Origin of the sequence: Nostoc sp. CMAA1605, from assembly GCF_021596505.1 — a bacterium.
In the GTDB taxonomy this organism is placed as follows: Bacteria; Cyanobacteriota; Cyanobacteriia; order Cyanobacteriales; family Nostocaceae; genus Trichormus.
Genome location: NZ_PJIZ01000033.1, coordinates 23,202 through 45,604 on the forward strand (window position 1 = coordinate 23,202; position 22,403 = coordinate 45,604).

Here is a 22,403-nt window from a genome sequence, read left to right on the forward strand (position 1 = left end):
CACGCAAAATAGTAGTAATATATAAATGCCCCAGGGGGGGATTTTGCTGTGTGTTATCTTGGGTAATATAAAGTTTAGTAACAATTATTAAAATTTTGATTAATAATACTTTGTCCTCCTATACTCCTTCTACCACCGCTATTGCTACGGAATTGACCCCCAGGGAGACAGAACCAAGGGATATTAGGGCATTAGAATCTACTCTCAAAGCTTCTGCTTCTCTTCCTCTATTTGTAACTGCACAAAAAACTTGGTTAGTGTTTGCTGCGGCTGTGTTTTTAGTGTCAGTACCAGTATTTATTGAAGCACCTCTGGTGCGATCGCTCCCTAGTGTCAGTTTAGCCATCACAGGCTTTTGGGTATGGCTGAGTTTTAGGTTAATGTCACGCCCACAAACTTATCTGTGGGGAGATTTACTTTTAGGCTTTAGCTGGAGTTGGTTAGCTGGTTCAATTTACTGGGGGTGGCTGCGTTTTGAACCCCTATGGCATTTACCAGTAGAATCTATTGGCTTACCCTTCGCTTGTTGGTGTTTAGCGCGTAATTGGGGCAAAGTTGGTAACTGGTTTTATTTAGGTTCTTTATTCGGTACAGTCTTAACAGATATTTACTTTTATTTAGTAAAGTTAATACCCTATTGGCGGCAAATTATGGAAGTAGAACCCAACCAAATTGCTGCGATTTTACAAGCCGCCGTTAAACAAGTACAAACTCCCTTGGGTGTAGCTTCAGCCATCATTTTAGCAACTGTTTTGCTAGTTGCAGGTATCCTACCACTCAGCAAAAAACAGCACCATTGGTATGCTTTTGGCGGTGCCGTTTTAAGTACAATTTTGGTAGATAGTCTATTTCTAGTAGCAGCCTTGGCAGCTTAAAATACTTGTCACTTATTAATCCTAGTTGACTAAAAACTAAGTAGAACGGTGTAGATAATTCAAGGTTTGTAGTAAGGACTACCCTTCTCCTTCCCTGCGGGACGCTACGCGAACGGAGACGCTAACGCGAACGGGAACGCTCCGCGAACAGTCCTTATTAGAGGACTAAAGTCCTCGCTAGGAACTAGATTCCAATCTTTTTACATTACTTCATATAGTTTGGTTTTTTCCAGTCGTTCTACTTAATTGCATAAAAACCTGTCATCAAACCTAAACAGAAATAGATAGAAGACTGTTAGTTAATTTTTAGTCTTCAGGAGTTTGAAAAATGACATTTAGCACTAATTTTGCCAGATTTGTCGCTGTATTTGCGGTTTTATCGCCGATGTTCACTTTCAATACAGCTAACGCTCAAACTAGCTATCCAATGACTTGCCGTGGTGGCGGTACACTATCCATACAAAACGATGGTGGAAATGGTGTACGGATTAATTTTCAAGCAGGACGAGGAGCAGCACCACAAGGCTTATCTCCTGGAGAGTGTACATGGTCAGACCGAGCTTTACGATCTGGTGAACCCACAACCATTTGCGATCGCGCCTCTAGTGCTGCTCAATACGTTTCTCGGTTAGTTCAGTCTAACGAATACTCAATTTTTCAAGTTTACAACGATGGTCGGGGCTGTATGCGAGTTACCAGAGTCGGCCCTTAATACCAATTTTGGATTAAAAGCCCACATTCATCACCAGTTATCACCCCATTTTCTTGACGCAAGTGGGGTTTTATAGCCGTAGCTAGATCAATGAAGGAATGAATTTTCATCGCGAAGTAAGTAGCAGCAAAGATTGTGGCCATTAATAAGCTGTATATTAGTTTCTGATGGCTGCTGTGTGTTGATTAAGCCATCAGCTTTTGGTTAACAGTCGATAGTGAGATAGCGCGTTCCTGTCGCCCTGCACCGGAAAGTAACTATCTAACCCGTAAGGGTCAAAAGTCAGTAGTCACAAGCTGATCATGATGTACTAGAGATTGTTGCCAGCTGTTAGCTTAACGCTGTTATTTCAGTTTGATGGAAAGAGGTAAAAAAATCGTGAAAGGATTGGTGCGTTTATTAACAGTATTTAGTTTGTTGCTTGGCTGCTGGGGATGGTTGGGTACAACTCAAATTGCCCAAGCTGCCAATTTACAAAGTTTTGTTATGCCTCAAGTCCCAGTTTTAGCAGTTGAACTGCGGAATCGAGCCGATCAAAAACTAGCAACAGATTTTGGTAAAAAATTGATTTGAACAATACCAATGTCAGAGCTTTTCAAACCTATCCAGGTTTATACCCCACTTTGGCCAAAGCAATCATTAAAAATGCCCCCTACTCTAAAGTAGAGGACATATTGGATTTACCTGGATTAAGCGATCGCCAGAAAGAACTGCTGCAAGCCAATTTAGATAACTTCACTGTGACAGAACTAGATTCTGTTTTCAACGAAGGCGACGATCGCTTTAACAACGGTATCTACAGATAATTTTTCATGTAGTTACTATCAAGAAAACTCACCCACTCTCTGTATCAGGGGGTGGGAGTCTTATTATGTAATCAAGGGGTATTCATTGGGCATTGGGCATTGGGCATCGGGCATTGGGCATTGGGCATTGATAATCAAGTCTATTTCTTACGATTCCCCATTCCCTATTCCCTATTCCCCATTCCCCATTCCCCATTCCCCATTCCCCAGTCCCCATTCCCCAGTCCCCAGTCCCCATTCCCCATTCCCTAACCTTGCAAATAGACATACCTAGCCAATTTGACGTTTTAGTAGTCGGTGCGGGTGCAGCTGGACTGTATACAGCTTTGTGTCTGCCAGAATCTTTACGTGTCGGCTTGATTACTAAAGAAACAGTTTCTCTCTCTGCTAGTGATTGGGCGCAAGGTGGTATTGCCGCCGCGATCGCGCCTGATGATTCCCCCAGCCTTCATATTGACGATACACTCAAGGCAGGAGCAGGTTTATGTGATGTCGATGCAGTAGAGTTTCTCGCTCAACAAGCCCCTAGTTGTATTCAATCGTTAGTCAATTTAGGGGTAGCTTTTGACCGTCACAATCAAAATTTAGCTTTAACTTTAGAAGCAGCCCACTCTCGTCATCGGGTTCTCCACGCTGCCGATACCACCGGACGAGAAGTGACAACTACCCTCACTGCCCAAGTATTACGTCGTCAAAATATTCTGGTGATTCAGCAGGCTTTAGCTCTGAGTCTGTGCGTGTCACCAGAAAGCGGTCAATGTCAAGGCATTAGCTTATTTTATCAAGGTGAAGTTCGCCTCATTCAAGCTAGGGCTGTGGTGTTAGCTACCGGTGGCGGTGGCCAGGTATTTGCCCAAACTACCAACCCAGCCGTCAGTACCGGTGATGGCGTGGCAATTGCTTGGCGCGCCGGAGCAATTCTGCGTGATTTAGAGTTTGTGCAGTTTCATCCTACAGCTTTGACTAAACCTGGACGCTTTCTGATTAGTGAAGCTGTGCGTGGAGAAGGCGCGCATTTGATTGACAATGAGGGACGGCGGTTTGCTTTTGATTATCATCCGGCTGGTGAACTTGCACCCAGAGATGTAGTCAGCAGAGCTATTTTTAGCCACTTGCAACGTACAGCAGTTGATCCTGCTACCGCCCATGTGTGGCTGGATATGCGTCCTATCCCCCCAGAAAAAATTCGCCAACGCTTCCCTAACATTATTCAAGTATGTCAGCGTTGGGGAATTGATGTCTTTCATGAACCCATACCCGTCGCCCCAGCCGCCCACTACTGGATGGGTGGAATTGCCACTGATTTAATGAATCAGACTAATATTCCGGGATTATACGCAGTCGGAGAAACCGCGAGTACGGGTGTTCACGGAGCTAACCGTTTAGCTAGTAATTCTCTTTTAGAGTGTATTGTTTTTGGCGCGCAGTTAGCACAAATTCAACTTTCTGAGCCAGAAGATTCCCCGTTATCAGTATTACCCACTAGGGAATTGACTCTGGATGTTCAAGAATGGCACCACCAGCAAACACAACTAGCTACCATCCGAGAAAAATTACCCCGTCTGATGTGGCAAAGTGCCGGTATTTGTCGGGAACAGTCAAGTTTGGCAAGTGCGATCGCCACTGTAGAATCTTGGCAGCAAGATTTTGCTGCTTTGCCCTTAAGCCAATTCCTCATCGACGTAAAGTCGCAAACAGGAATTAAATTTCACTTTCCAGAAGTTGATCAGCAAGTTCGACTGTGGGCTGAAACCCGCAATTTGTTGGATGTTGCCTATCTTATTCTCAAAAGTGCGGCATTTAGGACTGAAAGCCGGGGTGGACACTATCGCCTAGACTACCCGCATCCTGATCCCCAATGGCAAACACATACTGTAGTTCATCAGTACCAATGGAATAGATTTCTATCATGAAATCTTAAATTTTGCTTAAGTATTTTCAAGTAAGTGTTTTCATTGCCTATACTCATTTTCAATGAAGCAAGTATAAATACTAAAACTACTTTACGACTAGCTAAACTTCAATACCTAAGTACGTACAGTAGTCATATTTCACAAGCAATTATCTTGTGAAACCACTTTATACACATTTACCCTTCAGTTGGCAAAATTTAAAACAGACTAACGTGTACCACTACCGTACTCGCTGTCAGGCCCACCATTATTTGGCGGAACAAAGGTTTCTACAGAGACTTTATTGTTTTCTCCAACGTAGATCGTGGTTCCACCTACAGGATGCTTAGGGTTGTAATTTGGCAAATACTGTAAAGATGCTGTTGCGTCAGCAACCTTTTGTATTACCAAAAAAGCACTGAGACAAAGCATCACAGCACTGACAATTTGCAATTTTGTAGTCATAGTTTCTAGTAAGCGAATGACGTTTTAGATTTTATTGAGCGTGTTTTGTTAAATGCAGTAGACAGAATTACATCTCAAGGCCGTCTCAGATTGAATTATTTTCGTCAAAAGAACTTTTGACTCAGTGTTTTCGATTAGTCAGCTACTACTTAATGAACAAGTATGTAATTTTCAGGACATCCAAATTACGGATATTTGCCTTCATCTCAGCTCGTTACTTAAGGAATATAGCTGAAAACCATTAGCTTACATCAATCCAAGGTTAGAAGTAATTCTAGACCTAAAGTTATATATGTTCATTAATTACCACAGAAGAATTATATTTATCATACATTTTTAATAAAAAATTAAGATAGTCGTGTGTAAATACTCACTAAATTCAGTACAAGCCCTGTATTAATACTGAGAGTATTTGAACTACTGATAGTGTTTTCTGCTAGAAATATGGGACTTCCGGACAACACACGGGGGACTTTATAGATTTTTCATGAACTTTCCTTACAAAAATCATCAAAAGTTAAAGAGTGAAGAGTGCTGAGTGCTGAGTGCTGAGTGCTGAGTGCTGAGTGCTGAGTGCTGAGTGATGAGTAATGAGTGGTGAGTAATGAGTAATGAGTAATGACTGCTTTTAGTCATAACGCGGCGTTTAGTCGGTGCTGAGTTGAGAAATAAATTCTACCTTGTCTACCTTGTCCCCAATTCCCAATCCCCAACGCTTCTTCATTTTGAATTTTGAATTTTGAATTGATTCGTCCCCAATCCCCAATCCCCCAAATTACACTCTAAAAAAACTCATAACAATTCTTACCGAGATTCTTAGCACGATACATAGCAACATCGGCTTGTTTAACTAAAGTATCGGCATCTTGACTAGTATGAGGATAAATACTGATGCCAATACTAGCGGAAACTTTAGTGGTATATCCATTAAGCACAATTGGCTCAGTAATACTAGCCATAATCTTCTCAGCTACTTTGGCTGCTACTTGCTGATGAGGTATAGCTCGTAAAAGCACTGTGAATTCATCGCCACCTAAGCGAGATACTGTGTCACTAGCACGCAAAGAGTTACTCAAACGCTGACCAATAATTACTAACAGGCGATCGCCCACCTCATGACCTAGAGTATCATTAACTTGCTTAAACCCATCTAAGTCAATAAACAACAGTCCTAATAGGAGATGATTTTCATGCGCCCAATTAATCGATTCCTGTAGCTGTTCAGCAAAGAACTTCCGATTAGGTAGACCTGTCAGAGAGTCATGATAGGCTAAGTAACGTAATTTGTCTTCTTTGAGCTTTAATTCATGATTAGAGCGAAACAGCTCCGCCGCAGTTCGCCTGAGTTCATCTTCCATCAACTTACGCTGCGTGATATCACGAATTACCCCCACCAAAAAGGAATTTCCCGCCGCGTCTTTGTGGAGCGATCGCTTCGTCTCAATTAAGTGCGTCCTTCCGTAAGCGTCGGTAAATTCCTCTTCATTTTCCTGGGGATGTTGTGTAGTTAAAACTAGCTGATCTTGTTTGCGGAAGACTTCAACTTCATGTTGGGGGAAAAAATCCAAATCCGACTTGTCAATCAGCATAGTATCGGGATAGCCAATAAATTGGCAGTAAGCCTGATTTAATACAATCCACTGGAGTTGCTCATTTTTTACAAAAATCGGATCAGCAATAGTGTTAATAATTTGCTGCAAAAATTCCTTAGAGCGTTTTAATTCTTCCTGTGTATAAGCCAAGTGATAAGTAATCCAAATCACAGAGCCACTGAATGTGAGTAATGACGGAATCAATGGTATCCACCAGCCAGACAAAAAAGCCAGATACGCGCTTAACATCAACAATAAACAAGAAAATATCACGCTTAAAATGCTCGGAAGCGGTCGTCTGATTTGCCATGTGGTTACAGCTCCGATATACGACCACAAGAAAATCCACAAATATTCCCAAACATCCGGCCAGGCTTGTAAAAGCGGTCTACCATCTAAAGCGGCTGAGATTAATTGATCCACAAAATAAGCTTGCAAGACAATCCCTGGTATCGGCTCTGCTCCTGATATCAGGCGACTAGAATAGGGGATAAATACACCTTCTTTGATGCTGGCAGCAGTAGAGCCAATCAACACAATCCGATCTTTAATTAAGTTAGGTGAAACTTTATCCGCTAACACATCTGCCATACTCACTTGCTGATAACTACAGCGACTTTTCTTGGCAGTATCACAATCTCGTTTGGGAAAATTGGACAAGATTTGATATCCCCTAGCATCCACTCCCACATAAGCACCATCATTACCCGTAAAGCGTGTAAACACAGCTTGACCTAACTGTAAAGATTCAGGATTGTTAGCTGCTCTTTGGGGAAGAATCTTTTCTGGTTTTAAATACAAAGCAGCCAGTTTTAAAGCAAAGCTTTCGTGTGGTTGATTTCCTATATGCCAGTACAGTAAGCTCCGGCGGACTTTGCCATCAGGATCATAAACTATATTGTTAAAGCCGACTTGTTGGGGATTCAATTGGGGTGGTGGTGCAACTCTCTGTTTACCCTCTGGTGCTAGTAGTTCCACACCAACTAAATTCGGCATCGCTTGATAAGCTTGCACTAGCTCTGTATAACCATACTTAATTGGTACATCCCGATAGATGTCTAGGCCAATGGCGCGCGGTTGGTGTGCTTGTAATTTTGCTAATAATTCTGCAATTACACCATCAGCAATGGGGAATCCGTGGCGTAAAGAAGCTTCATCAACAGCTACGATAGTAATTCGATGATTGGGACTTTCCTGGGGACGTAAGTGAAAAAATTGATCCAAAACTGCCAATTCTAAGGATTGCAATAAGCCTAAAGAACGTAACAGCAAGACTAAAATTACAACAGTGACAGTGATAATTAATTCTCTGTGTCCTTTACTAAACGAGGATTTCAGTCCTAAAACTAACTGCACGAGACGCTTGATGAATTGCTGACTCATTCCCGTTACCTACTGGACAGAAAAATAGTGAAATGATAATTGATAGTTGTTAAACAATTCTTAAAATAATCTTTTAATCATTTTCTTATACACTATTTTGACTGCTAGAAATCTTGAATGTAAGAAAATTGTGATAATTGAAAACCCCAGTTGCTTCAATCAACTGGGGTTTCGGAAATAATTAAGATTAGTGATGGCTATGCTTTATCTAAAGTATTTGAAATTACTTGGCCCTGTGTAACCTGTAACTTTGGCTAATTCTGCAAGGTTCTGTACGCCACTATAGCTTTTGCCCTTGATAATCCAAGTTGGATAACCTGTGATGTTTGCAGCTTTACACAAATCTGGTTTACCCTTGGGACTTTCAGGCGCGCACTCTGTCTTGATGCTGTCATCAATAATTTGATAAGCTTCCTTGCCAAAGAGTAATTTCTGTTCATGGCAGTGAGGACACCAAAAAGCTACATATTCCTTAGCTCCTACCTGCACTAAATGACGTGCTAGAGCGATTTCTGCTTCTCCAGAAGTAGTATTGATTTCCCAACCAAAATTAGGGTTAGGATCTACGGTGGGGGCAAAAGGCGGGAGTTTGCCGGCGGGGATTTCTTGGGCGGGTGGTTTATTGGCTGTGTTGACATCCTTATATATATATAAGGTGCCAATGAGCGTTACCATACCCACAATAATGGCAGTAAAGAATATTTGTCCAATATCTTCCCAGGCTCGACCCACAACGGTTAATACCAGCATACTCAAGGCGAACAAAGCCGAGGTAATGCAGTAAGGACAAAGGGCTTTGAGTTCAAATGCTAGGACATACATTAAATAGCCACTAAAAATAGACATAGCGATCGCGCCTATTAATAGTAACCACCAGGTCAAGTTTTCTAGCTGTTTGTGACTTTTACCTTCTCCCTTCCACACCACAGGAGCTAAAGCAAAAATCAGCATCCCCAGATAGGATAATAATCCAAGTAAGGCCAGTGGTTGCCCAAACACCGTTGCCCAAGGGCTAGCAAGTACATCATTACAACCCTTGGCTCCAGCCTCGGCTACACAAGCAACACCACCTCCAGTGAGTTTTTCAAAAGTTAAATAGCCAGTATTCAAAGCACCAAGTCCAGCGATCGCGGCAATTATTACCCGCGACCATTGATGAATCCAGGGAGTAGAACGGCGGCGAATCATAAGAAATGGGGAATGGGGAATTGGGAATGGGGAATTGGGAAGCGGGAAATAAATTACCTACTCCCTATCCCCTCATGACTATGAATGTAACTTTACTTGTTTAGCTGATTTACTCTCACCTTTGGAGTTCCAAGTGCGACGAGCAGCTTCCACGAATTGACTGACGCGAATGGGGTCAATTGGTTGCTCGATACGACCTTGGCGTTTGAGGGAGCTAGAAACAATCACACCATTGGCAGCCTGCAATAGTGTAGCAATATTTTCCCAATCGGCTCCGCTACCAATAAATACCGGTGTACCATTGGCTGCACCACAGGCTAATTCTAAGTCTTCTTGGTTGGGGGGAGAGCCAGTTGCCCAACCGGATAAAATCACTGCGTCCGCTAAACCCCGCTCGATAGTATCTTTGACAGCAACTGTCAGATTTGGAGAACTTAAGGGACGAGCGTGTTTGACTAAAACGTCCGCCAAAATTTTGACATCCGAGCCTAATTCACGACGATAGCGGAGTAGTTGATGGGCTTCTCCTTCAATTAATCCTTGGTCTGTCGCCATTACGCCCGTCAACACATTCACACGGATAAATTGCGCCCCCACACAAGAAGCGATCGCCAATGCACTATGCCCATCGTTTCGCAACACATTGATACCTATCGGTAACATCACCAAATTTTGGATGCGTTGCACAACTACAGTCATCGCACTGACAACTGCGGGGTCAACATGATTTTTCGTAAACGGAGCATCGAAAAAATTTTCTACAATAATCCCATCTACTCCGCCACTAGCAAGAGCCGTTGCTTCTTGTTCGGCGCGGTCGATTACTGCTTTGAGGCTACCTCCCCAACGGGCTGAGGTGGGAAGGGGTAGCAGGTGTACCACGCCAATGATTGGTGTTCGAGTTTTAAATAACTGTTCTAAGTCCACGTCTTTTACTATTGTGAGGGCATAGGGTAGGGCAGGGGGCAGGGGGCAGGGGGAATTAGTTTTTTTCCTCTGCTTTTTTACCTCTTCCTAGTTCCTAATCCCCAGTCCCCAGTACCCATTTCCCTAATTAGCATTAAATTTGTTTTATTTTGGTTGTTTTACTGCCTCCACCGGAAGACAGAATTTAGGGTAAAACTTACCATAAGATATGTTAAGATAAAACCTGGCTACAAGAGGAGTTTGCCACTCACAACACGCAAGGCAGCTTCCCTCTGTTTAGGTACTCCGCCTGTCGCACGTCGTAGGCCAAGCCTGAGCGTTAGGGTAGCATTACTGCTTCATGGGGCGTAGTCGCAAGCGCGATTTCCCTGAGGGTAGCGACTTCTCATAACCAGCCTTTGGGCGGCTTCCCGATGGGTAAATTAACAACGCACACGCTGCGGTAGTGTAAAATACCAACAGGCGATTTGTTAAAAAAGATTACAAGTGTCAAATGTACCCAAAGACACTCAGTTTTACCCTGGGAAACAAACTAATAAAAACATCATAACATGACCTGAACACAACTATGGTCATAGGTTTCAAGCAGTTACTGACAGTGGAAATACTCTACTAAAATGATGTAACTGTGGGGGTGCGAACCGCAAACAGCGAAATTTAATGTTGTTTGTGTTTGACAACAAGCAAAAACCAAAAATATTTTCAAAATATGGGTGAAAAGCCAACAATAGCAATCTCTCACTTGGGCTGTGAGAAAAATCGAATTGATACAGAACATATGTTAGGGCTGCTAGTAGAAGCAGGATATGGTGTAGATGCCAATGAAGAGTTAGCAGATTACGTTATAGTCAATACTTGTAGTTTTATTGAAGCAGCTAGGGAAGAATCTGTTAGAACATTAGTAGAACTGGCAGAAGCTAACAAAAAAATCGTGATTACAGGCTGTATGGCACAGCACTTCCAAGGACAATTATTGGAAGAATTGCCAGAAGCCGTGGCCGTGGTTGGCACTGGAGATTATCATCAAATCGTCAATGTCATCGAAAGGGTAGAACAAGGGGAAAGGGTTAAACAGGTTAGTGCTGAACCCACTTATATCGCAGATGAAACCACACCCCCGCTACCGTACCACTACCGAAGGCGTGGCTTATTTGCGAGTTGCAGAAGGGTGTGATTACCGTTGTGCATTTTGTATTATTCCCCATCTGCGCGGCAACCAACGATCGCGTACAATAGAATCAATAGTTGCTGAAGCCCAGCAACTAGCAAATCAAGGGGTGCAAGAGATAATTCTCATTTCCCAAATCACCACAAATTACGGGTTAGATATTTACGGTAAGCCCAAACTAGCCGAATTGCTCCGAGCATTGGGGAAAGTGGATATACCGTGGATTAGGATGCACTACGCCTATCCCACCGGGCTAACCCCAGACGTGATCGCAGCCATTCAGGAGACACCTAACGTCTTACCTTACTTAGATTTACCCCTGCAACATTCCCACCCAGAGGTATTGCGGGCGATGAATCGTCCTTGGCAGGGACGGGTCAACGATGAGATTATCGACCGCCTCAAAACCGCCATACCAGGTGCGGTTTTGCGGACAACATTGATAGTGGGCTTTCCTGGGGAAACAGAAGCACACTTTGAGCATTTGCTAGAGTTTGTCCAAAGGCACGAATTTGATCATGTGGGAGTTTTCACCTTTTCACCAGAAGAGGGAACACCCGCACATACACTACCAAATCAACTACCACAAGCTGTCATGGATGAACGCCGCGATCGCCTGATGGCCATCCAACAGCCCATATCTTGGCAAAAAAATCAGCAGGAAATCGGCAAAATTGTTGAAGTCCTGATTGAGCAGGAAAACCCTGGAAGTGGGAAATTAATCGGTCGTTCCGGCAGATTTTCCCCCGAAGTTGACGGTCAAGTCTACATCAGTGGCCAAGCCAAGTTAGGAACTATCGTACCCGTAAAAATTCACGGAGCAGATGAGTACGATTTGTTTGGCGAAGTCGCCCTATGAGGCAGGGGTGCAGGGTGCAGGGTGCAGGGGGGATACCCCAATTCCCAGTCACCAATACCCAATCCCCAGTCCCCAGTCCCCAGTCCCCAATTAAAGTTTCAATTTACAAATCGCAAAGTCAAAAACAAAATCTAGGAGCGTTGATGAATCTTTCTTTTCAAGAACTAGGCATTTCACAGGAACGCGTTGACCACTTAGAAAAAATTGGTTTTACAGCACCTACTAATATTCAAGCTCAAGCTATTCCTCAACTGTTGTCCGGTCGGGATGTCGTAGGTCAATCTCAAACAGGTACAGGCAAAACAGCAGCATTTTCCTTGCCAATTTTAGAGCGAATCGACATACAACAAAGAGCTGTGCAAGCCCTAGTCCTAACCCCCACCCGTGAGTTAGCCATCCAAGTCCACGATGCAATTAGCCAATTTATTGGTCATAGTGGCTTGCGGGTATCAGCAATTTACGGTGGTCAATCAATCGACCGTCAAATTATGCAACTCAAGCGTGGTGTGCATGTAGTAGTCGGCACTCCCGGACGAGTGATTGACTTACTAGAAAGAGGTAGCTTGAAACTAGATCAAGTCAGATGGTTTGTTCTAGATGAAGCCGATGAAATGTTGAGCATGGGCTTTATTGATGATGTCGAGAGAATTTTATCTCAAGCACCAGAAGAACGGCAAACCGCGCTGTTCTCAGCCACCATGCCCCCATCAATTCGGATGTTGGTCAACAAGTTTCTCCACTCTCCTGTCACTGTGACAGTTGAGCAACCCAAAGCCACACCCAATAAAATCAATCAGGTAGCTTATCTGATTCCCCGTCACTGGACAAAAGCCAAAGCATTACAGCCGATTCTGGAAATGGAAGACCCAGAAACCGCTTTAATCTTCGTCCGTACAAGACGCACCGCCGCCGAACTTACCAGTCAACTGCAAGCTGCTGGTCACAGTGTGGATGAATATCATGGCGACTTGTCTCAGCAAGCACGGGAAAGATTACTAACTAGATTCCGCAACCGTCAAGTGCGCTGGGTAGTAGCCACAGATATTGCTGCACGCGGTTTAGATGTTGACCAACTATCCCATGTAATTAACTTCGACCTCCCCGATAGCGTCGAAACCTACGTACACCGCATCGGCCGCACAGGTCGCGCAGGGAAAGAAGGTACAGCCATCACCTTAGTACAGCCCTTTGAGCGTCGCAAACAGCAAATCTTTGAACGCCATGTCCGCCAAAACTGGCAATTGCTCTCCATTCCCACACGGGCGCAAATCGAAGCACGCCACATTCAAAAACTGCAAGGACAAGTTAGAGAAGCCTTAGCCGGTGAGCGTTTAGCTTCATTCTTGCCCATTATCAGCGAATTGATTGAACAGTACGACGCACAGGCGATCGCGGCTGCGGCACTACAAATCGCTTATGATCAAACTCGTCCTGCTTGGTTGAGTGCGGATATCGACATTCCCGAAGAAACCGCATCTGCACCTAAACCCAAAATCGTCAAACGTCGCGAATTTGCTGGTGACAGAAACCGTTCCAACTGGAATAGAGATAACAACAGCGAAGAAGGACGCGGTACTCCCAAACCAAAACTCCGTTCAGGTCGCCGTGAACCTTCGATTTCCTCTGGGAATCCCAAATTAGGCTCATCCGCCACTAGGGAATCAGCTTCTTAGAGTGCTGAGTGCTGAGTGCTGAGTGCTGAGTATGTTTGTCTCAACTCATAATTCCTCACTTTGACTAACTGTTTTGATCAGCTTGTAGGAACATAGATAATGGATGCACTATTTTGAGTCTTATGTTCACAATCTCCGACTTAGAGCAGCTACAAGCTGAACATCCAGAATGGCAGATGGAACTGGTGGACGGTGATATCCTGATTATGGGGCCATCAGATTATATTTCCGAAGAAATAGGTGCTGAATTAATTCGGTTACTGGGAAACTGGGTACGTCCGCGTAAACTGGGACGTGTCACTGGTTCAAGTGCTGGTTTTATTCTGCCTCAACTGGAAACAGAAAATGGTAACAAAATTGAATCAGAAAAACGCAATCTCCGCGCTCCTGATGTGTCTTTTGTGCGTGCCGAGAGACTAAAAATCAGCCAGCGCGATTTTGTGGAATTAGTGCCTGATTTGATCGTAGAAATCAGATCAAAGTCAGATAAAATCAAGCCACTAGAAGAAAAAATTCAGCTATTTTTACAACTCGGTTGTGTCGTCGGTATACTCATCGACCCAGACAAATTAACATTAACTGTTTACCGGCTCAATCAAGAACCAATTATATTGAAGAATAACGATCAACTGACGCTACCAGATTTACTTCCAGGTTGGGAGCTAACAATATCGGAACTCTGGCCGCCTGTATTTGAGTAATAGAATAAAAACTCCGCGTACCTCCACAAGACTTGACATGAAAAAATTTTTCAAGCGGGTAGTTATTCCGCTTGATATGAGAATTAATTCAGCCAAGGACGACTGAGATTTTCTAATTCTGCAACTTCATCATCGCTTAATTTCCAACCTAAAGCACCAGCATTTTGCTTGACTTGTTCAGCAGTTTTTACCCCAGCAATAGGAATCACATTACCCTGAGCAATTAACCAATTTAAGGCAACTTGGGCAGGAGTGCGATCGCGTTCTTCTCCTATCCTCCGTAATAGCTCAATCACGGGTGCGATTTTTTGCAATCCTTCTTTGCTAAATCTAGGATCGAATTTTCTTGCGCCGCTAAGTTTTTCAGCACTTTCCGGCGTATATTTTCCCGTGAGCAATCCCTGTGCTAAAGGACTATATGCCAAAATTGTTACACCTAACTCACGGGCAGTCGCTAAAGTCCCGTCTCTCTCGATTTGACGAGTCAGTAAAGAATAACGGACTTGATTTACCGCTAAAGGTACTCCTCTCGCTGCTAATATTTGATGAGCTTCCCGCATTTGAGCAGGAGAATAATTACTAACACCGATAGCAGCAATTCTACCCCGCTTCACTTCCTCAGCTAAGGTGTTTAACAAAGTTTCTTGACTCAAAAAGAAAGTAAAAGGCCAATGCACTTGATACAAAGCAATACTTTCTAGTTGCAGACGTTTGAGACTATCTGTCAAAGCATCAGCAACAGATTCTCCAGAAAATCGCCAAGGTAAGGGGCCAAATTTTGTGGCAATTTGGACTGGCTGTTGTGTTTGCTGAAGAAATTCTCCTAAAAATTTTTCTGATAGTCCTAGTCCATAAACTTCGGCGGTATCAAAAAAGGTGACACCATCTGCTATGGCGGCGGTAAATGCGGCTTGTAACTCTTGTTGTCCATAACCTTCGCCATAACTCCAAAATAATTTATCGCCCCAAGCCCAAGTCCCAATGCAAAGGGGTGGGACAGATGGGCCGTTTTTCCCCAATGTGATTGTTTCCACGGTGGTAAAATTTAGATTAATATTTCTTCACTTTTCCAGTTTAACGTGAGCAAAAGTGATTAAATTCATCATTTGCAATACCTGCCAATTAGTAAGATTTATTTACATATTTCTCTATATATCGTTTTTTTGACCAATAGCTATGGCAACTAGCAATTTTTCACCCCATCCTGAATCAGATCAGTCGGTTGATATGAAACCTCTACCCAAAGTTAATGTCCCAACAATGTTTCGACTGGGTTTGTTTCAAATGGGACTAGGCATCATGTCGCTGCTCACCTTGGGGGTGTTGAATCGTGTGATGATTGATGAGTTAAAAGTTTTGCCATTGATTGCGGCTGGGGCTATTGCTATGCACCAGTTTGTGAGTCCGGCGCGCATCTGGTTCGGTCAGATGTCTGATAGCAAGCCTTTATTTGGCTATAATCGCACGGGTTATGTTTGGATAGGGGCTGCCATATTCACCATTGTTTCTTTCTTGGCGTTACAAGTAGTTTGGCAGCTAGGTAGTAGTTTACAAGCCACTGGTTGGAGTTTTGCTACATATAGTTGGGCGGCTGTACTGGCTTTGATGTTTGCGTTGTATGGTTTAGCTTTGAGTGCGAGTTCTACACCTTTTGCTGCACTATTAGTAGATATCACCGATGAGGATAATCGTTCCCAGTTGATTGGGATTGTCTGGTCAATGTTAATGATTGGGATTGTGATCGGCGCAATTGTTAGTTCTAGGTTACTAGAAAGACCAGAAATTTGCGGAGCAGCTTTGCTGTCTTATGATCCTAGTCAAACTAATAAAGTTGTAGATATCGCTAAATTGCAGCAGGCGGTGAATCCTGTGTTTATCATTATGCCTGCGATCGTTTTTGGTTTATCGCTGCTGGCGACTTTGGGCATTGAAAAGAAATATTCCCGCTTTAATTCCCGTTCTACCATAGTAGCCAGGGAAGATCAAATATCCTTGGGCAAAGCTTTGAAGGTGCTAACTGCTAACCGTCAAACAGGCGTATTCTTTGGCTTTTTGTTGGTGTTGACTCTTAGCATTTTCATGCAAGATGCTGTCCTAGAACCCTATGGGGGAGAGGTGTTTGGGATGTGTATTTCTCAAACTACCAGACTCAATATTCCCTTTGGGATAGGAACTTTAATTGGTATTAGTTCCACCGGTTTTTTACTTTTACCGCGTTTAGGGAAGAAACAGACGACGAAAATTGGCTGTTTGGGTGCGGTTTTCAGCTTTTGTCTGATTATTATGGCAGGCTTTAGCGGTAATGCAGGCGTGCTGATGGGTAGCTTGCTGTGTTTTGGGTTGTCTTCCGGTGTGATTACAGCTGGTGCTACTAGTTTAATGCTAGATTTGACGGCGGCGGAAACAGCCGGGACGTTTATTGGTGCGTGGGGATTATCACAGGCTATGGCTAGGGGATTAGCTACAGTCTTGGGTGGCGTAGTTTTAAATGTCGGCAAAACATTGTTCGGCGTACCAGTGCTAGCATACGGGTTGGTATTTGCCTTACAAGCAGTAGGGATGCTAGTCGCTGTTTGGTGTTTGCGCCAGGTGAACATCCAAGAATTCCAGGTGAATGCGAAAACAGCGATCGCCTCTATTCTGGAAAAAGAATTAGACTAACACAATGAACGATTTTTGGATAACAGTTGTTGATTTTGCCCAAACCACTACTACCAGAGTGGGAAGGCAATTAATGCAAGATTTTGGTCAGGTGCAAGCTGCACAAAAAGCTGATGGTAGCCTAGTTACACAGGCTGATAAATGGGCAGATCAAGAGATTCGGGATGCGATCGCCTCTACTTTTTCTGGTTACGGAATTCTCAGTGAGGAAGGTGAACAGGTTTTTCCTGGTACAGATTGGTGTTGGGTAATTGATCCTTTAGACGGTACAACCAACTTTACACGGGGGATTCCCATCTGGTCGATTTCCTTGGCTTTATTGTACAAAGGTACACCGATTTTTGGTTATGTGTACGTTCCGCCACTCAATCAAGCTTTTCACGGATTTTGGCCTGGTAATTCTGGCTTGACTACACCATTGGGAGCATATCTCAATCATCACCCCATCCATACCAGTAATGACGCTCCTTCTAGCAATCATTTTTTCAATCTTTGTTCCCGTAGCTTGGCTGTGGTGCAGCAAGGCTTCCCTTGCAAAATTAGGATGTTGGGCGTAGCTAGCTATAACTTTTTGACTGTCGCCACTGGTGCAACACTAGGAGGTGTAGAAGCTACACCCAAAGTTTGGGATATTGCAGGCGTTTGGGTGATTCTGCAAGCGGCTGGTGGTAACTGGGTATCACTCAACTCACAGCCATTTCCCTTGGAAGCGGGAGTAGATTATAGCGATCGCTCCTTCCCCACCCTCGCCGCAAGTCGTCCAGAATTAGTGTCTTTCTTTACACCCTTCACCCAAGCCTTGAAAATTTAGAATTACCCGAAGATTCACCCTTTAATTGTTTCATTAACCCAGGTTGCCTGTCGCCAAAATTTTTACAGGTAGTCTGGGTATTTTTTCATGATTTGGCAAATATTCCACGTATATGTAATTTGAGGGTGTCATTAACTCATAACAGAACTGGTTATTGACTGCGTATTTGCAACTGTCAATCAGAAATTGATGAAGACTGACACACTTTATTTACTTTCTTGAAAACTCAGTTTAGTAATTGATTGTTAAAGTCTATGTTGTCCGATTTAGAGTTAATGCGAGAATTTATTGCTCAATCTATTGCTAAGAAAGAGGTTTTGTTAGCAAACCACTATTTAAAAGCCCAAATGATTTACAAAAGCAATCAATTAATCTCTAAAAAAGAGGGTGTGATTGCTACTGCTAAATTAGACCATACACCATCTGATTTCTTAATTGATGCCAATTCATCTTATTGGGAAATTATCAATAATACCTTAGCCGACTACAGTTATATTTTTACGTTTGAATTAGATAGTAATGGACTCTATCGATATCAACGGTGTGCTGTTCCACAAGGTTATACACTCCGATGCACTAAGTCCTTGGGTCTGTGGCAAGCTTGGTGGAAGTATAATAAATATGCTGCATCTTTCAAAGTTCCCTTAGACATTTTAGTCAGGACTAAGAACTCATGGTACGGTATTAAAAATTTAACGATTAGTGATGGCTTAATTTATATCAAAACTTTAGTTAGCGAACAGCAATTATCTCCTGAAGATTTAGTAATTTGGTTAAGCAAAGTAGAATCTCCTTCACAAAAGCAATATTTGTATGAAATTTGAGGGTAATCAGATAAAAAATTTACCCGATGCTTCGGCTTGGCTATTGCAAGAAAAATTTGCCCATCGAACTATCTAACCAAATATTGCTAATACTATATAGAAGCATCTTGAAAAGAGTAGATCATGATGAATCAGTGCCGTTAAGTTTTCAAAATCATTGCTCCAGGCAAGACTTAACTTACCAACTCATAATCTACTTATTTTATTTAATTATTATTTTTCAGTATTTTTACTATTCTTATATAAAGACTTTACTTTTAATGTGGTAAATTCTTAAGCACACTTCATAATAAATATTTACTACATAATTAATACAAGATTCTTTCATGAAAACTTTATGGCTTTGCAGCAGTAATTTTGAAGAATTCAATACTTCACCGTATATTTACAACGTCGAAAAAATGTTTGGGTATAATTAGATTGTAGGCGATTACAGATTATCAATAATATTACGGTAATCACTCAGTCAAAGTGTGCCGTGTCTTAGGTAAAAATATTGCGTTGCATATAGAAAAGAACCATGTTATCCAATTTGGAATTATTCAAAGAGTTTGTGAGTCAATCGATTCAAAAACAAGAAGTCTTATTAGCAAACGGGACATTACAAGCACAAACACTCTATAAAACTAATCAAGTTACAGCAAAAGCAGAAGGTATCATTGCTACTGCCCAAATCACTCAGAAAAATCTAGAATTTTCTATCAAATCAACTTCATCCTATTGGGAATTAATTAACGAAGTCTTGGCGGAACACAGCTATATTCTCACAGGAGAAATAGACGAACGCTATTGCTATCGATATCAATACTGCCAATTACCACCAGGTTATCGGATGCACTGTACAAAATCAGTTCATTTATGGCGAGCTTGGTGGCGATATCGCAAAAATAAGTCCCAATTGGGTATTCCCTTAGATTTGCTAATTCGGACGCGTAGTTCTTGGTATCCTATTAGAGATTTAATTATTAGTGATGGACTGTTATATATCAAAACCTTGGGGAGTGAAATTGCTGTTCACGCTGATGACTTGATCATTTGGTTAAGCAAAGCTGATGTGAAATTTCCCAGTCCATCTGAGCAACAGGAAGTAGGGAGTAGAGAGTAGGGAACGAGTTGTGAAATTCAACGCCAATAGAGCTTTCAATGTAGTTAAAATGCCTTTGAGTATTTAACTGGGAAATAATTATGCAAGGACTATGGCTAGAAAATAACCAATTGCAACTGCGTTCAGATATTCCTATTCCTGAACCCCCTGCTGGCGAAGCATTGGTAAGAGTTTTACGTGCAGGAATTTGTAATACCGACTTAGAACTACTCAGAGGCTACTATCCCTACACTGGCGTTATCGGACATGAATTCGTCGGTTTGGTTGAACAAGGGCCAGCACATCTTGTCAATCAACGAGTTGTAGGTGAAATTAATGCTGTTTGTGGTCATTGTCGCTATTGTCGTCGGGGACAACCCACCCATTGCGAGAATCGTACAGTATTGGGAATTGTCAACCGTCACGGCGCGTTTGCTGACTATCTTTGTTTACCGATAGAAAACTTACATCCTGTACCCGAAAACGTACCCACAGAAATTGCGACATTTACCGAACCATTAGCAGCAGCGTTGGAAATTCAGCAGCAGATTGCCATATGTGCAGACGATCGCGTGCTAGTAGTAGGAGATGGTAAATTAGGGCAATTAGTAGCGCAAACATTGGCTTTGACTGGTTGTGAACTGTTAGTGATCGGTCGCCACCCAGAAAAACTAGCAAATTTAGCAGCTAGAGGCATAAAAACGGGTTTAGTTGACGCTGTTCCACAGAGAAGTTTTGATATTGCCGTAGAGTGTACAGGAAACCCAGAAGGATTTGCGATCGCTCTTCAGGCGTTACGCCCTCGTGGTACTCTTGTCCTAAAAAGTACCTATGCAGGCAACCTCAGCATAGACGCTTCCGCCTTAGTAGTTGATGAGATTACCTTAATTGGTTCTCGTTGCGGCCCATTTCCCGCCGCACTGGAGTTATTAGCAGCCGAAAAAGTAGACGTAAAACCCCTAATTCACGCAACCTACCCCCTCCATCAAGGACTAGAAGCCTTTACCCAAGCCCAACGCCGAGGAGTATTAAAGGTGTTGTTGGAGATTGGTCAATAGTTATTAGTCAATAGTCAATAGTCATTAGTCATTAGTCATTAGTCATTAGTCATTAGTCATTAGTCATTGGGGAACAGCTTTCCTCATTTCCTACCTTGTCCCCCCAGTCCCCAATCCCCAATTCCCAGTCCCCAGTCCCCAATCCCCAATCCCCAGTCCCCAGTCCCCAGTCCCCAATCCCCAGTCCCCAATTCCCCAATCCCTAATACAAATAAGGATTCGTCTTAGGCTGAAAATCAGTGCATTCAATTGCTTCTTCTGTGTTGGCTATGGATGGGTGGACAGTGCATTTGAGGCGGTAGTTATCGGTGAAAAATTGGCACCCAGGACAGGGTATTTGGTGCATCCGTTGCGCTGTTTTAAGACCATCTCGTGTGGCTGTCCACAGACTCCACAGGACAAGAGAAATGATTAACCACGCCCCAGAAAAGCAAATGGGGACTAAAAATGGTTGAATGCTTTTGATTAGTAAAGATATTAATTCCTGCACGGCGATTGCTAAAAAAATGAAGAGCTAGAAGTATATTAGCTCCTAACTCTTTCTTGCTAACGTCTGACTGTAGATGTAGAAATTTGGGGATTGGGGATTGGGGATTGGGGAAGAAAAATTTCCTCATTTCTCCCTTGTCTCCCCCACACCCCCACACCCTCACACCCTCACACCCTTACACCCCCAAACCCTTACACCCCCACACCCCTAAATTCTTAAATTCCCGCATGACCCAAGGCTAAACCAGCCACCAGCATTCCCAGAACTAAAAAGGGTTGTGCGCTGGCTTGGTATTTGACATCATTCTGTAAGGGGTCACGGAGGAAGTACATATCTTGAAAGGTGATTTGGGGGATGATTAACAGTACCAAAATCCCAGCGTATAAATTTTCGTGGATACTCACCAAATATGCTGCAATCAAGCCTTGAAAGACATCAATCATGATGACGCAAATCCAGGCGGCGGTGTTGATACCAAACATCACAGGTAATGATTTCAAACCGAGTTGGCGATCGCCTTCTACACTCTTAAAATCATTAACAATAGCGATTCCTAATCCTGCCAAGCTGTAAATCAAGGTGAGAACGACAATTTTCCAGTTGAGTTCACCAAACAAAGCATGACCAGCCCACCAAGGTAAGGCGATGTAACTAGCACCTAAAGCATAGTTACCCAACCAGCCATTCTGTTTGAGTTTTAAAGGTGGGGCAGAGTAGATGAAGGCAATAAAAGAACCAAATATTGCCAAAACTGTGACATTGGGGAATTCATGACCAGCCCATACATCCAGCACAAAAGCTAGGGCAATACCAGCGATAAATAAAAAGATAATCTGGCTGACTACTTGTGGTACAGAAATTGCGCCGGAAGGGATGGGACGATAGGGTTCATTGATGGCATCAATTTCGCGGTCATAAAAATCATTTAGGGTTTGGGTATAACCGGTGAGTAATGGCCCAGATAGCAACATACAAGCAGCAGCCTTCAGGACATTTTCCAAAGACCAAGTATAGTTACCAGAAGAAGCCGCACCACAGACCACACCCCAAATTAAGGGAATCCAGGTAATTGGCTTCATTAATTGCAAGCGAATCTTCCAAATGGAAGTTTCCCCTGGTGCTGCACCTTTCATCCCCAACAACTGGCGAGTTTTGGCAGTGCGATCGCTGCCTTCAGAATTAGAATCAGGAGTAATGGGAGTTAGTTCTGACATAGGAATTCATTATTAGTTGG

At 43.0% G+C, this 22,403-nt stretch carries 19 protein-coding genes and 2 pseudogenes; 12 read left to right on the forward strand and 9 right to left on the reverse strand.

Translation table 11 applies throughout. The features are described 5' to 3' along the window. Nucleotides 1–95 precede the first annotated feature (95 nt). The 3 genes and pseudogenes from CV014_RS13480 to psbU all read left to right on the forward strand — a co-directional run bounded on the left by CV014_RS13480 (nucleotide 96) and on the right by psbU (nucleotide 2,393). Nucleotides 96–875 (forward strand): DUF3120 domain-containing protein, encoded by a 780-nt coding sequence (locus CV014_RS13480; RefSeq protein ID WP_236142502.1) that lies wholly within the window; start codon nucleotides 96–98, stop codon nucleotides 873–875. 328 nt (nucleotides 876–1,203) lie between these two features. Beyond that, a complete protein-coding gene (locus CV014_RS13485; protein WP_236142503.1) occupies nucleotides 1,204–1,587 on the forward strand; it encodes a hypothetical protein in 384 nt (127 codons plus the stop codon). A 378-nt stretch (nucleotides 1,588–1,965) separates the two neighbouring features. After that, nucleotides 1,966–2,393 (forward strand): annotated as a pseudogene (psbU, locus tag CV014_RS13490) (photosystem II complex extrinsic protein PsbU). Nucleotides 2,394–2,475: 82 nt separating this feature from the next. On the opposite strand, the gene CV014_RS13495 reads toward psbU, so the two are convergent. Continuing rightward, entirely contained in the window at nucleotides 2,476–2,631 is a 156-nt protein-coding gene (locus CV014_RS13495; RefSeq protein ID WP_236142504.1) for a hypothetical protein, read from the reverse strand. Nucleotides 2,632–2,647: 16 nt separating this feature from the next. Between CV014_RS13495 and nadB the strand changes: the two genes are divergently transcribed. Beyond that, on the forward strand, nucleotides 2,648–4,306 hold the full coding sequence (gene nadB / locus CV014_RS13500; RefSeq protein ID WP_236142505.1) for an L-aspartate oxidase: 1,659 nt from the start codon (nucleotides 2,648–2,650) through the stop codon (nucleotides 4,304–4,306). A gap of 207 nt (nucleotides 4,307–4,513) precedes the next feature. Here the strand turns inward: nadB and CV014_RS13505 are convergent, their stop codons facing one another. The 5 genes from CV014_RS13505 to btpA all read right to left on the reverse strand — a co-directional run bounded on the left by CV014_RS13505 (nucleotide 4,514) and on the right by btpA (nucleotide 9,840). Then, a complete protein-coding gene (locus CV014_RS13505) occupies nucleotides 4,514–4,750 on the reverse strand; it encodes a hypothetical protein (protein WP_236142506.1) in 237 nt (78 codons plus the stop codon). A gap of 510 nt (nucleotides 4,751–5,260) precedes the next feature. Beyond that, complete coding sequence (locus CV014_RS30025) at nucleotides 5,261–5,386, reverse strand: hypothetical protein (RefSeq protein WP_268964662.1); 126 nt, start codon at nucleotides 5,384–5,386, stop codon at nucleotides 5,261–5,263. 146 nt (nucleotides 5,387–5,532) lie between these two features. After that, nucleotides 5,533–7,725: a CHASE2 domain-containing protein gene (locus CV014_RS13510; protein ID WP_236142507.1), complete on the reverse strand. Its 2,193-nt coding sequence runs from the start codon at nucleotides 7,723–7,725 to the stop codon at nucleotides 5,533–5,535. A gap of 204 nt (nucleotides 7,726–7,929) precedes the next feature. Then, nucleotides 7,930–8,913: a vitamin K epoxide reductase family protein gene (locus CV014_RS13515; protein ID WP_236142508.1), complete on the reverse strand. Its 984-nt coding sequence runs from the start codon at nucleotides 8,911–8,913 to the stop codon at nucleotides 7,930–7,932. Between the two features lie 78 nt (nucleotides 8,914–8,991). Then, nucleotides 8,992–9,840: a photosystem I biogenesis protein BtpA gene (gene btpA, locus CV014_RS13520; RefSeq protein WP_236142509.1), complete on the reverse strand. Its 849-nt coding sequence runs from the start codon at nucleotides 9,838–9,840 to the stop codon at nucleotides 8,992–8,994. A 709-nt stretch (nucleotides 9,841–10,549) separates the two neighbouring features. On the opposite strand from btpA, the pseudogene rimO reads away from it, so the two are divergent. The 3 genes and pseudogenes from rimO to CV014_RS13535 all read left to right on the forward strand — a co-directional run bounded on the left by rimO (nucleotide 10,550) and on the right by CV014_RS13535 (nucleotide 14,241). Next, a pseudogene (rimO, locus tag CV014_RS13525) lies at nucleotides 10,550–11,867 on the forward strand (30S ribosomal protein S12 methylthiotransferase RimO). A 143-nt stretch (nucleotides 11,868–12,010) separates the two neighbouring features. Further along, nucleotides 12,011–13,540: a DEAD/DEAH box helicase gene (locus tag CV014_RS13530; protein ID WP_236142537.1), complete on the forward strand. Its 1,530-nt coding sequence runs from the start codon at nucleotides 12,011–12,013 to the stop codon at nucleotides 13,538–13,540. Between the two features lie 122 nt (nucleotides 13,541–13,662). Then, complete coding sequence (locus CV014_RS13535; RefSeq protein WP_236142510.1) at nucleotides 13,663–14,241, forward strand: Uma2 family endonuclease; 579 nt, start codon at nucleotides 13,663–13,665, stop codon at nucleotides 14,239–14,241. Between the two features lie 83 nt (nucleotides 14,242–14,324). On the opposite strand, the gene CV014_RS13540 is transcribed toward CV014_RS13535, so the two are convergent. Then, nucleotides 14,325–15,275, reverse strand: coding sequence for an aldo/keto reductase (locus CV014_RS13540; protein ID WP_236142511.1), 951 nt, complete (start codon nucleotides 15,273–15,275; stop codon nucleotides 14,325–14,327). A gap of 142 nt (nucleotides 15,276–15,417) precedes the next feature. Here CV014_RS13540 and CV014_RS13545 point away from each other — a divergent pair, with 142 nt between their 5' ends. From CV014_RS13545 to CV014_RS13565, 5 genes are all read left to right on the forward strand, one after another. Continuing rightward, entirely contained in the window at nucleotides 15,418–16,902 is a 1,485-nt protein-coding gene (locus CV014_RS13545; RefSeq protein WP_236142512.1) for a BCD family MFS transporter, read from the forward strand. A gap of 4 nt (nucleotides 16,903–16,906) precedes the next feature. After that, on the forward strand, nucleotides 16,907–17,713 hold the full coding sequence (locus CV014_RS13550; RefSeq protein WP_236142513.1) for an inositol monophosphatase family protein: 807 nt from the start codon (nucleotides 16,907–16,909) through the stop codon (nucleotides 17,711–17,713). A gap of 254 nt (nucleotides 17,714–17,967) precedes the next feature. After that, nucleotides 17,968–18,537, forward strand: coding sequence for a hypothetical protein (locus CV014_RS13555; protein WP_236142514.1), 570 nt, complete (start codon nucleotides 17,968–17,970; stop codon nucleotides 18,535–18,537). A gap of 520 nt (nucleotides 18,538–19,057) precedes the next feature. After that, entirely contained in the window at nucleotides 19,058–19,642 is a 585-nt protein-coding gene (locus tag CV014_RS13560) for a hypothetical protein (RefSeq protein WP_236142515.1), read from the forward strand. Nucleotides 19,643–19,722: 80 nt separating this feature from the next. Then, the gene (locus tag CV014_RS13565; RefSeq protein ID WP_236142516.1) at nucleotides 19,723–20,679 is read left to right on the forward strand and encodes an MDR/zinc-dependent alcohol dehydrogenase-like family protein; all 957 of its coding nucleotides are present in this window, start codon (nucleotides 19,723–19,725) and stop codon (nucleotides 20,677–20,679) included. 202 nt (nucleotides 20,680–20,881) lie between these two features. Here CV014_RS13565 and CV014_RS13570 read toward each other — a convergent pair whose 3' ends face one another. Both CV014_RS13570 and chlG read right to left on the reverse strand, forming a co-directional pair. Beyond that, complete coding sequence (locus tag CV014_RS13570; RefSeq protein WP_236142517.1) at nucleotides 20,882–21,169, reverse strand: hypothetical protein; 288 nt, start codon at nucleotides 21,167–21,169, stop codon at nucleotides 20,882–20,884. Nucleotides 21,170–21,384: 215 nt separating this feature from the next. Beyond that, a complete protein-coding gene (gene chlG / locus CV014_RS13575; protein ID WP_236142518.1) occupies nucleotides 21,385–22,383 on the reverse strand; it encodes a chlorophyll synthase ChlG in 999 nt (332 codons plus the stop codon). Nucleotides 22,384–22,403: the final 20 nt, after the last annotated feature.

Excerpts from the sequence above, each read along its gene's own strand:
- CV014_RS13485 (WP_236142503.1), top strand. The coding sequence starts at position 1,204 with ATGACATTTAGCACTAATTTTGCCAGATTTGTCGCTGTATTTGCGGTT.
- CV014_RS13495 (WP_236142504.1), bottom strand. The coding sequence starts at position 2,631 with ATGGGGACTGGGGACTGGGGAATGGGGACTGGGGAATGGGGAATGGGG.
- CV014_RS13505 (WP_236142506.1), bottom strand. The coding sequence starts at position 4,750 with ATGACTACAAAATTGCAAATTGTCAGTGCTGTGATGCTTTGTCTCAGT.
- CV014_RS30025 (WP_268964662.1), bottom strand. The coding sequence starts at position 5,386 with ATGACTAAAAGCAGTCATTACTCATTACTCATTACTCACCACTCATTA.
- CV014_RS13510 (WP_236142507.1), bottom strand. The coding sequence starts at position 7,725 with ATGAGTCAGCAATTCATCAAGCGTCTCGTGCAGTTAGTTTTAGGACTG.
- CV014_RS13515 (WP_236142508.1), bottom strand. The coding sequence starts at position 8,913 with ATGATTCGCCGCCGTTCTACTCCCTGGATTCATCAATGGTCGCGGGTA.
- CV014_RS13530 (WP_236142537.1), top strand. The coding sequence starts at position 12,011 with ATGAATCTTTCTTTTCAAGAACTAGGCATTTCACAGGAACGCGTTGAC.
- CV014_RS13535 (WP_236142510.1), top strand. The coding sequence starts at position 13,663 with ATGTTCACAATCTCCGACTTAGAGCAGCTACAAGCTGAACATCCAGAA.
- CV014_RS13545 (WP_236142512.1), top strand. The coding sequence starts at position 15,418 with ATGGCAACTAGCAATTTTTCACCCCATCCTGAATCAGATCAGTCGGTT.
- CV014_RS13550 (WP_236142513.1), top strand. The coding sequence starts at position 16,907 with ATGAACGATTTTTGGATAACAGTTGTTGATTTTGCCCAAACCACTACT.
- CV014_RS13555 (WP_236142514.1), top strand. The coding sequence starts at position 17,968 with ATGTTGTCCGATTTAGAGTTAATGCGAGAATTTATTGCTCAATCTATT.
- CV014_RS13560 (WP_236142515.1), top strand. The coding sequence starts at position 19,058 with ATGTTATCCAATTTGGAATTATTCAAAGAGTTTGTGAGTCAATCGATT.
- CV014_RS13565 (WP_236142516.1), top strand. The coding sequence starts at position 19,723 with ATGCAAGGACTATGGCTAGAAAATAACCAATTGCAACTGCGTTCAGAT.
- chlG (WP_236142518.1), bottom strand. The coding sequence starts at position 22,383 with ATGTCAGAACTAACTCCCATTACTCCTGATTCTAATTCTGAAGGCAGC.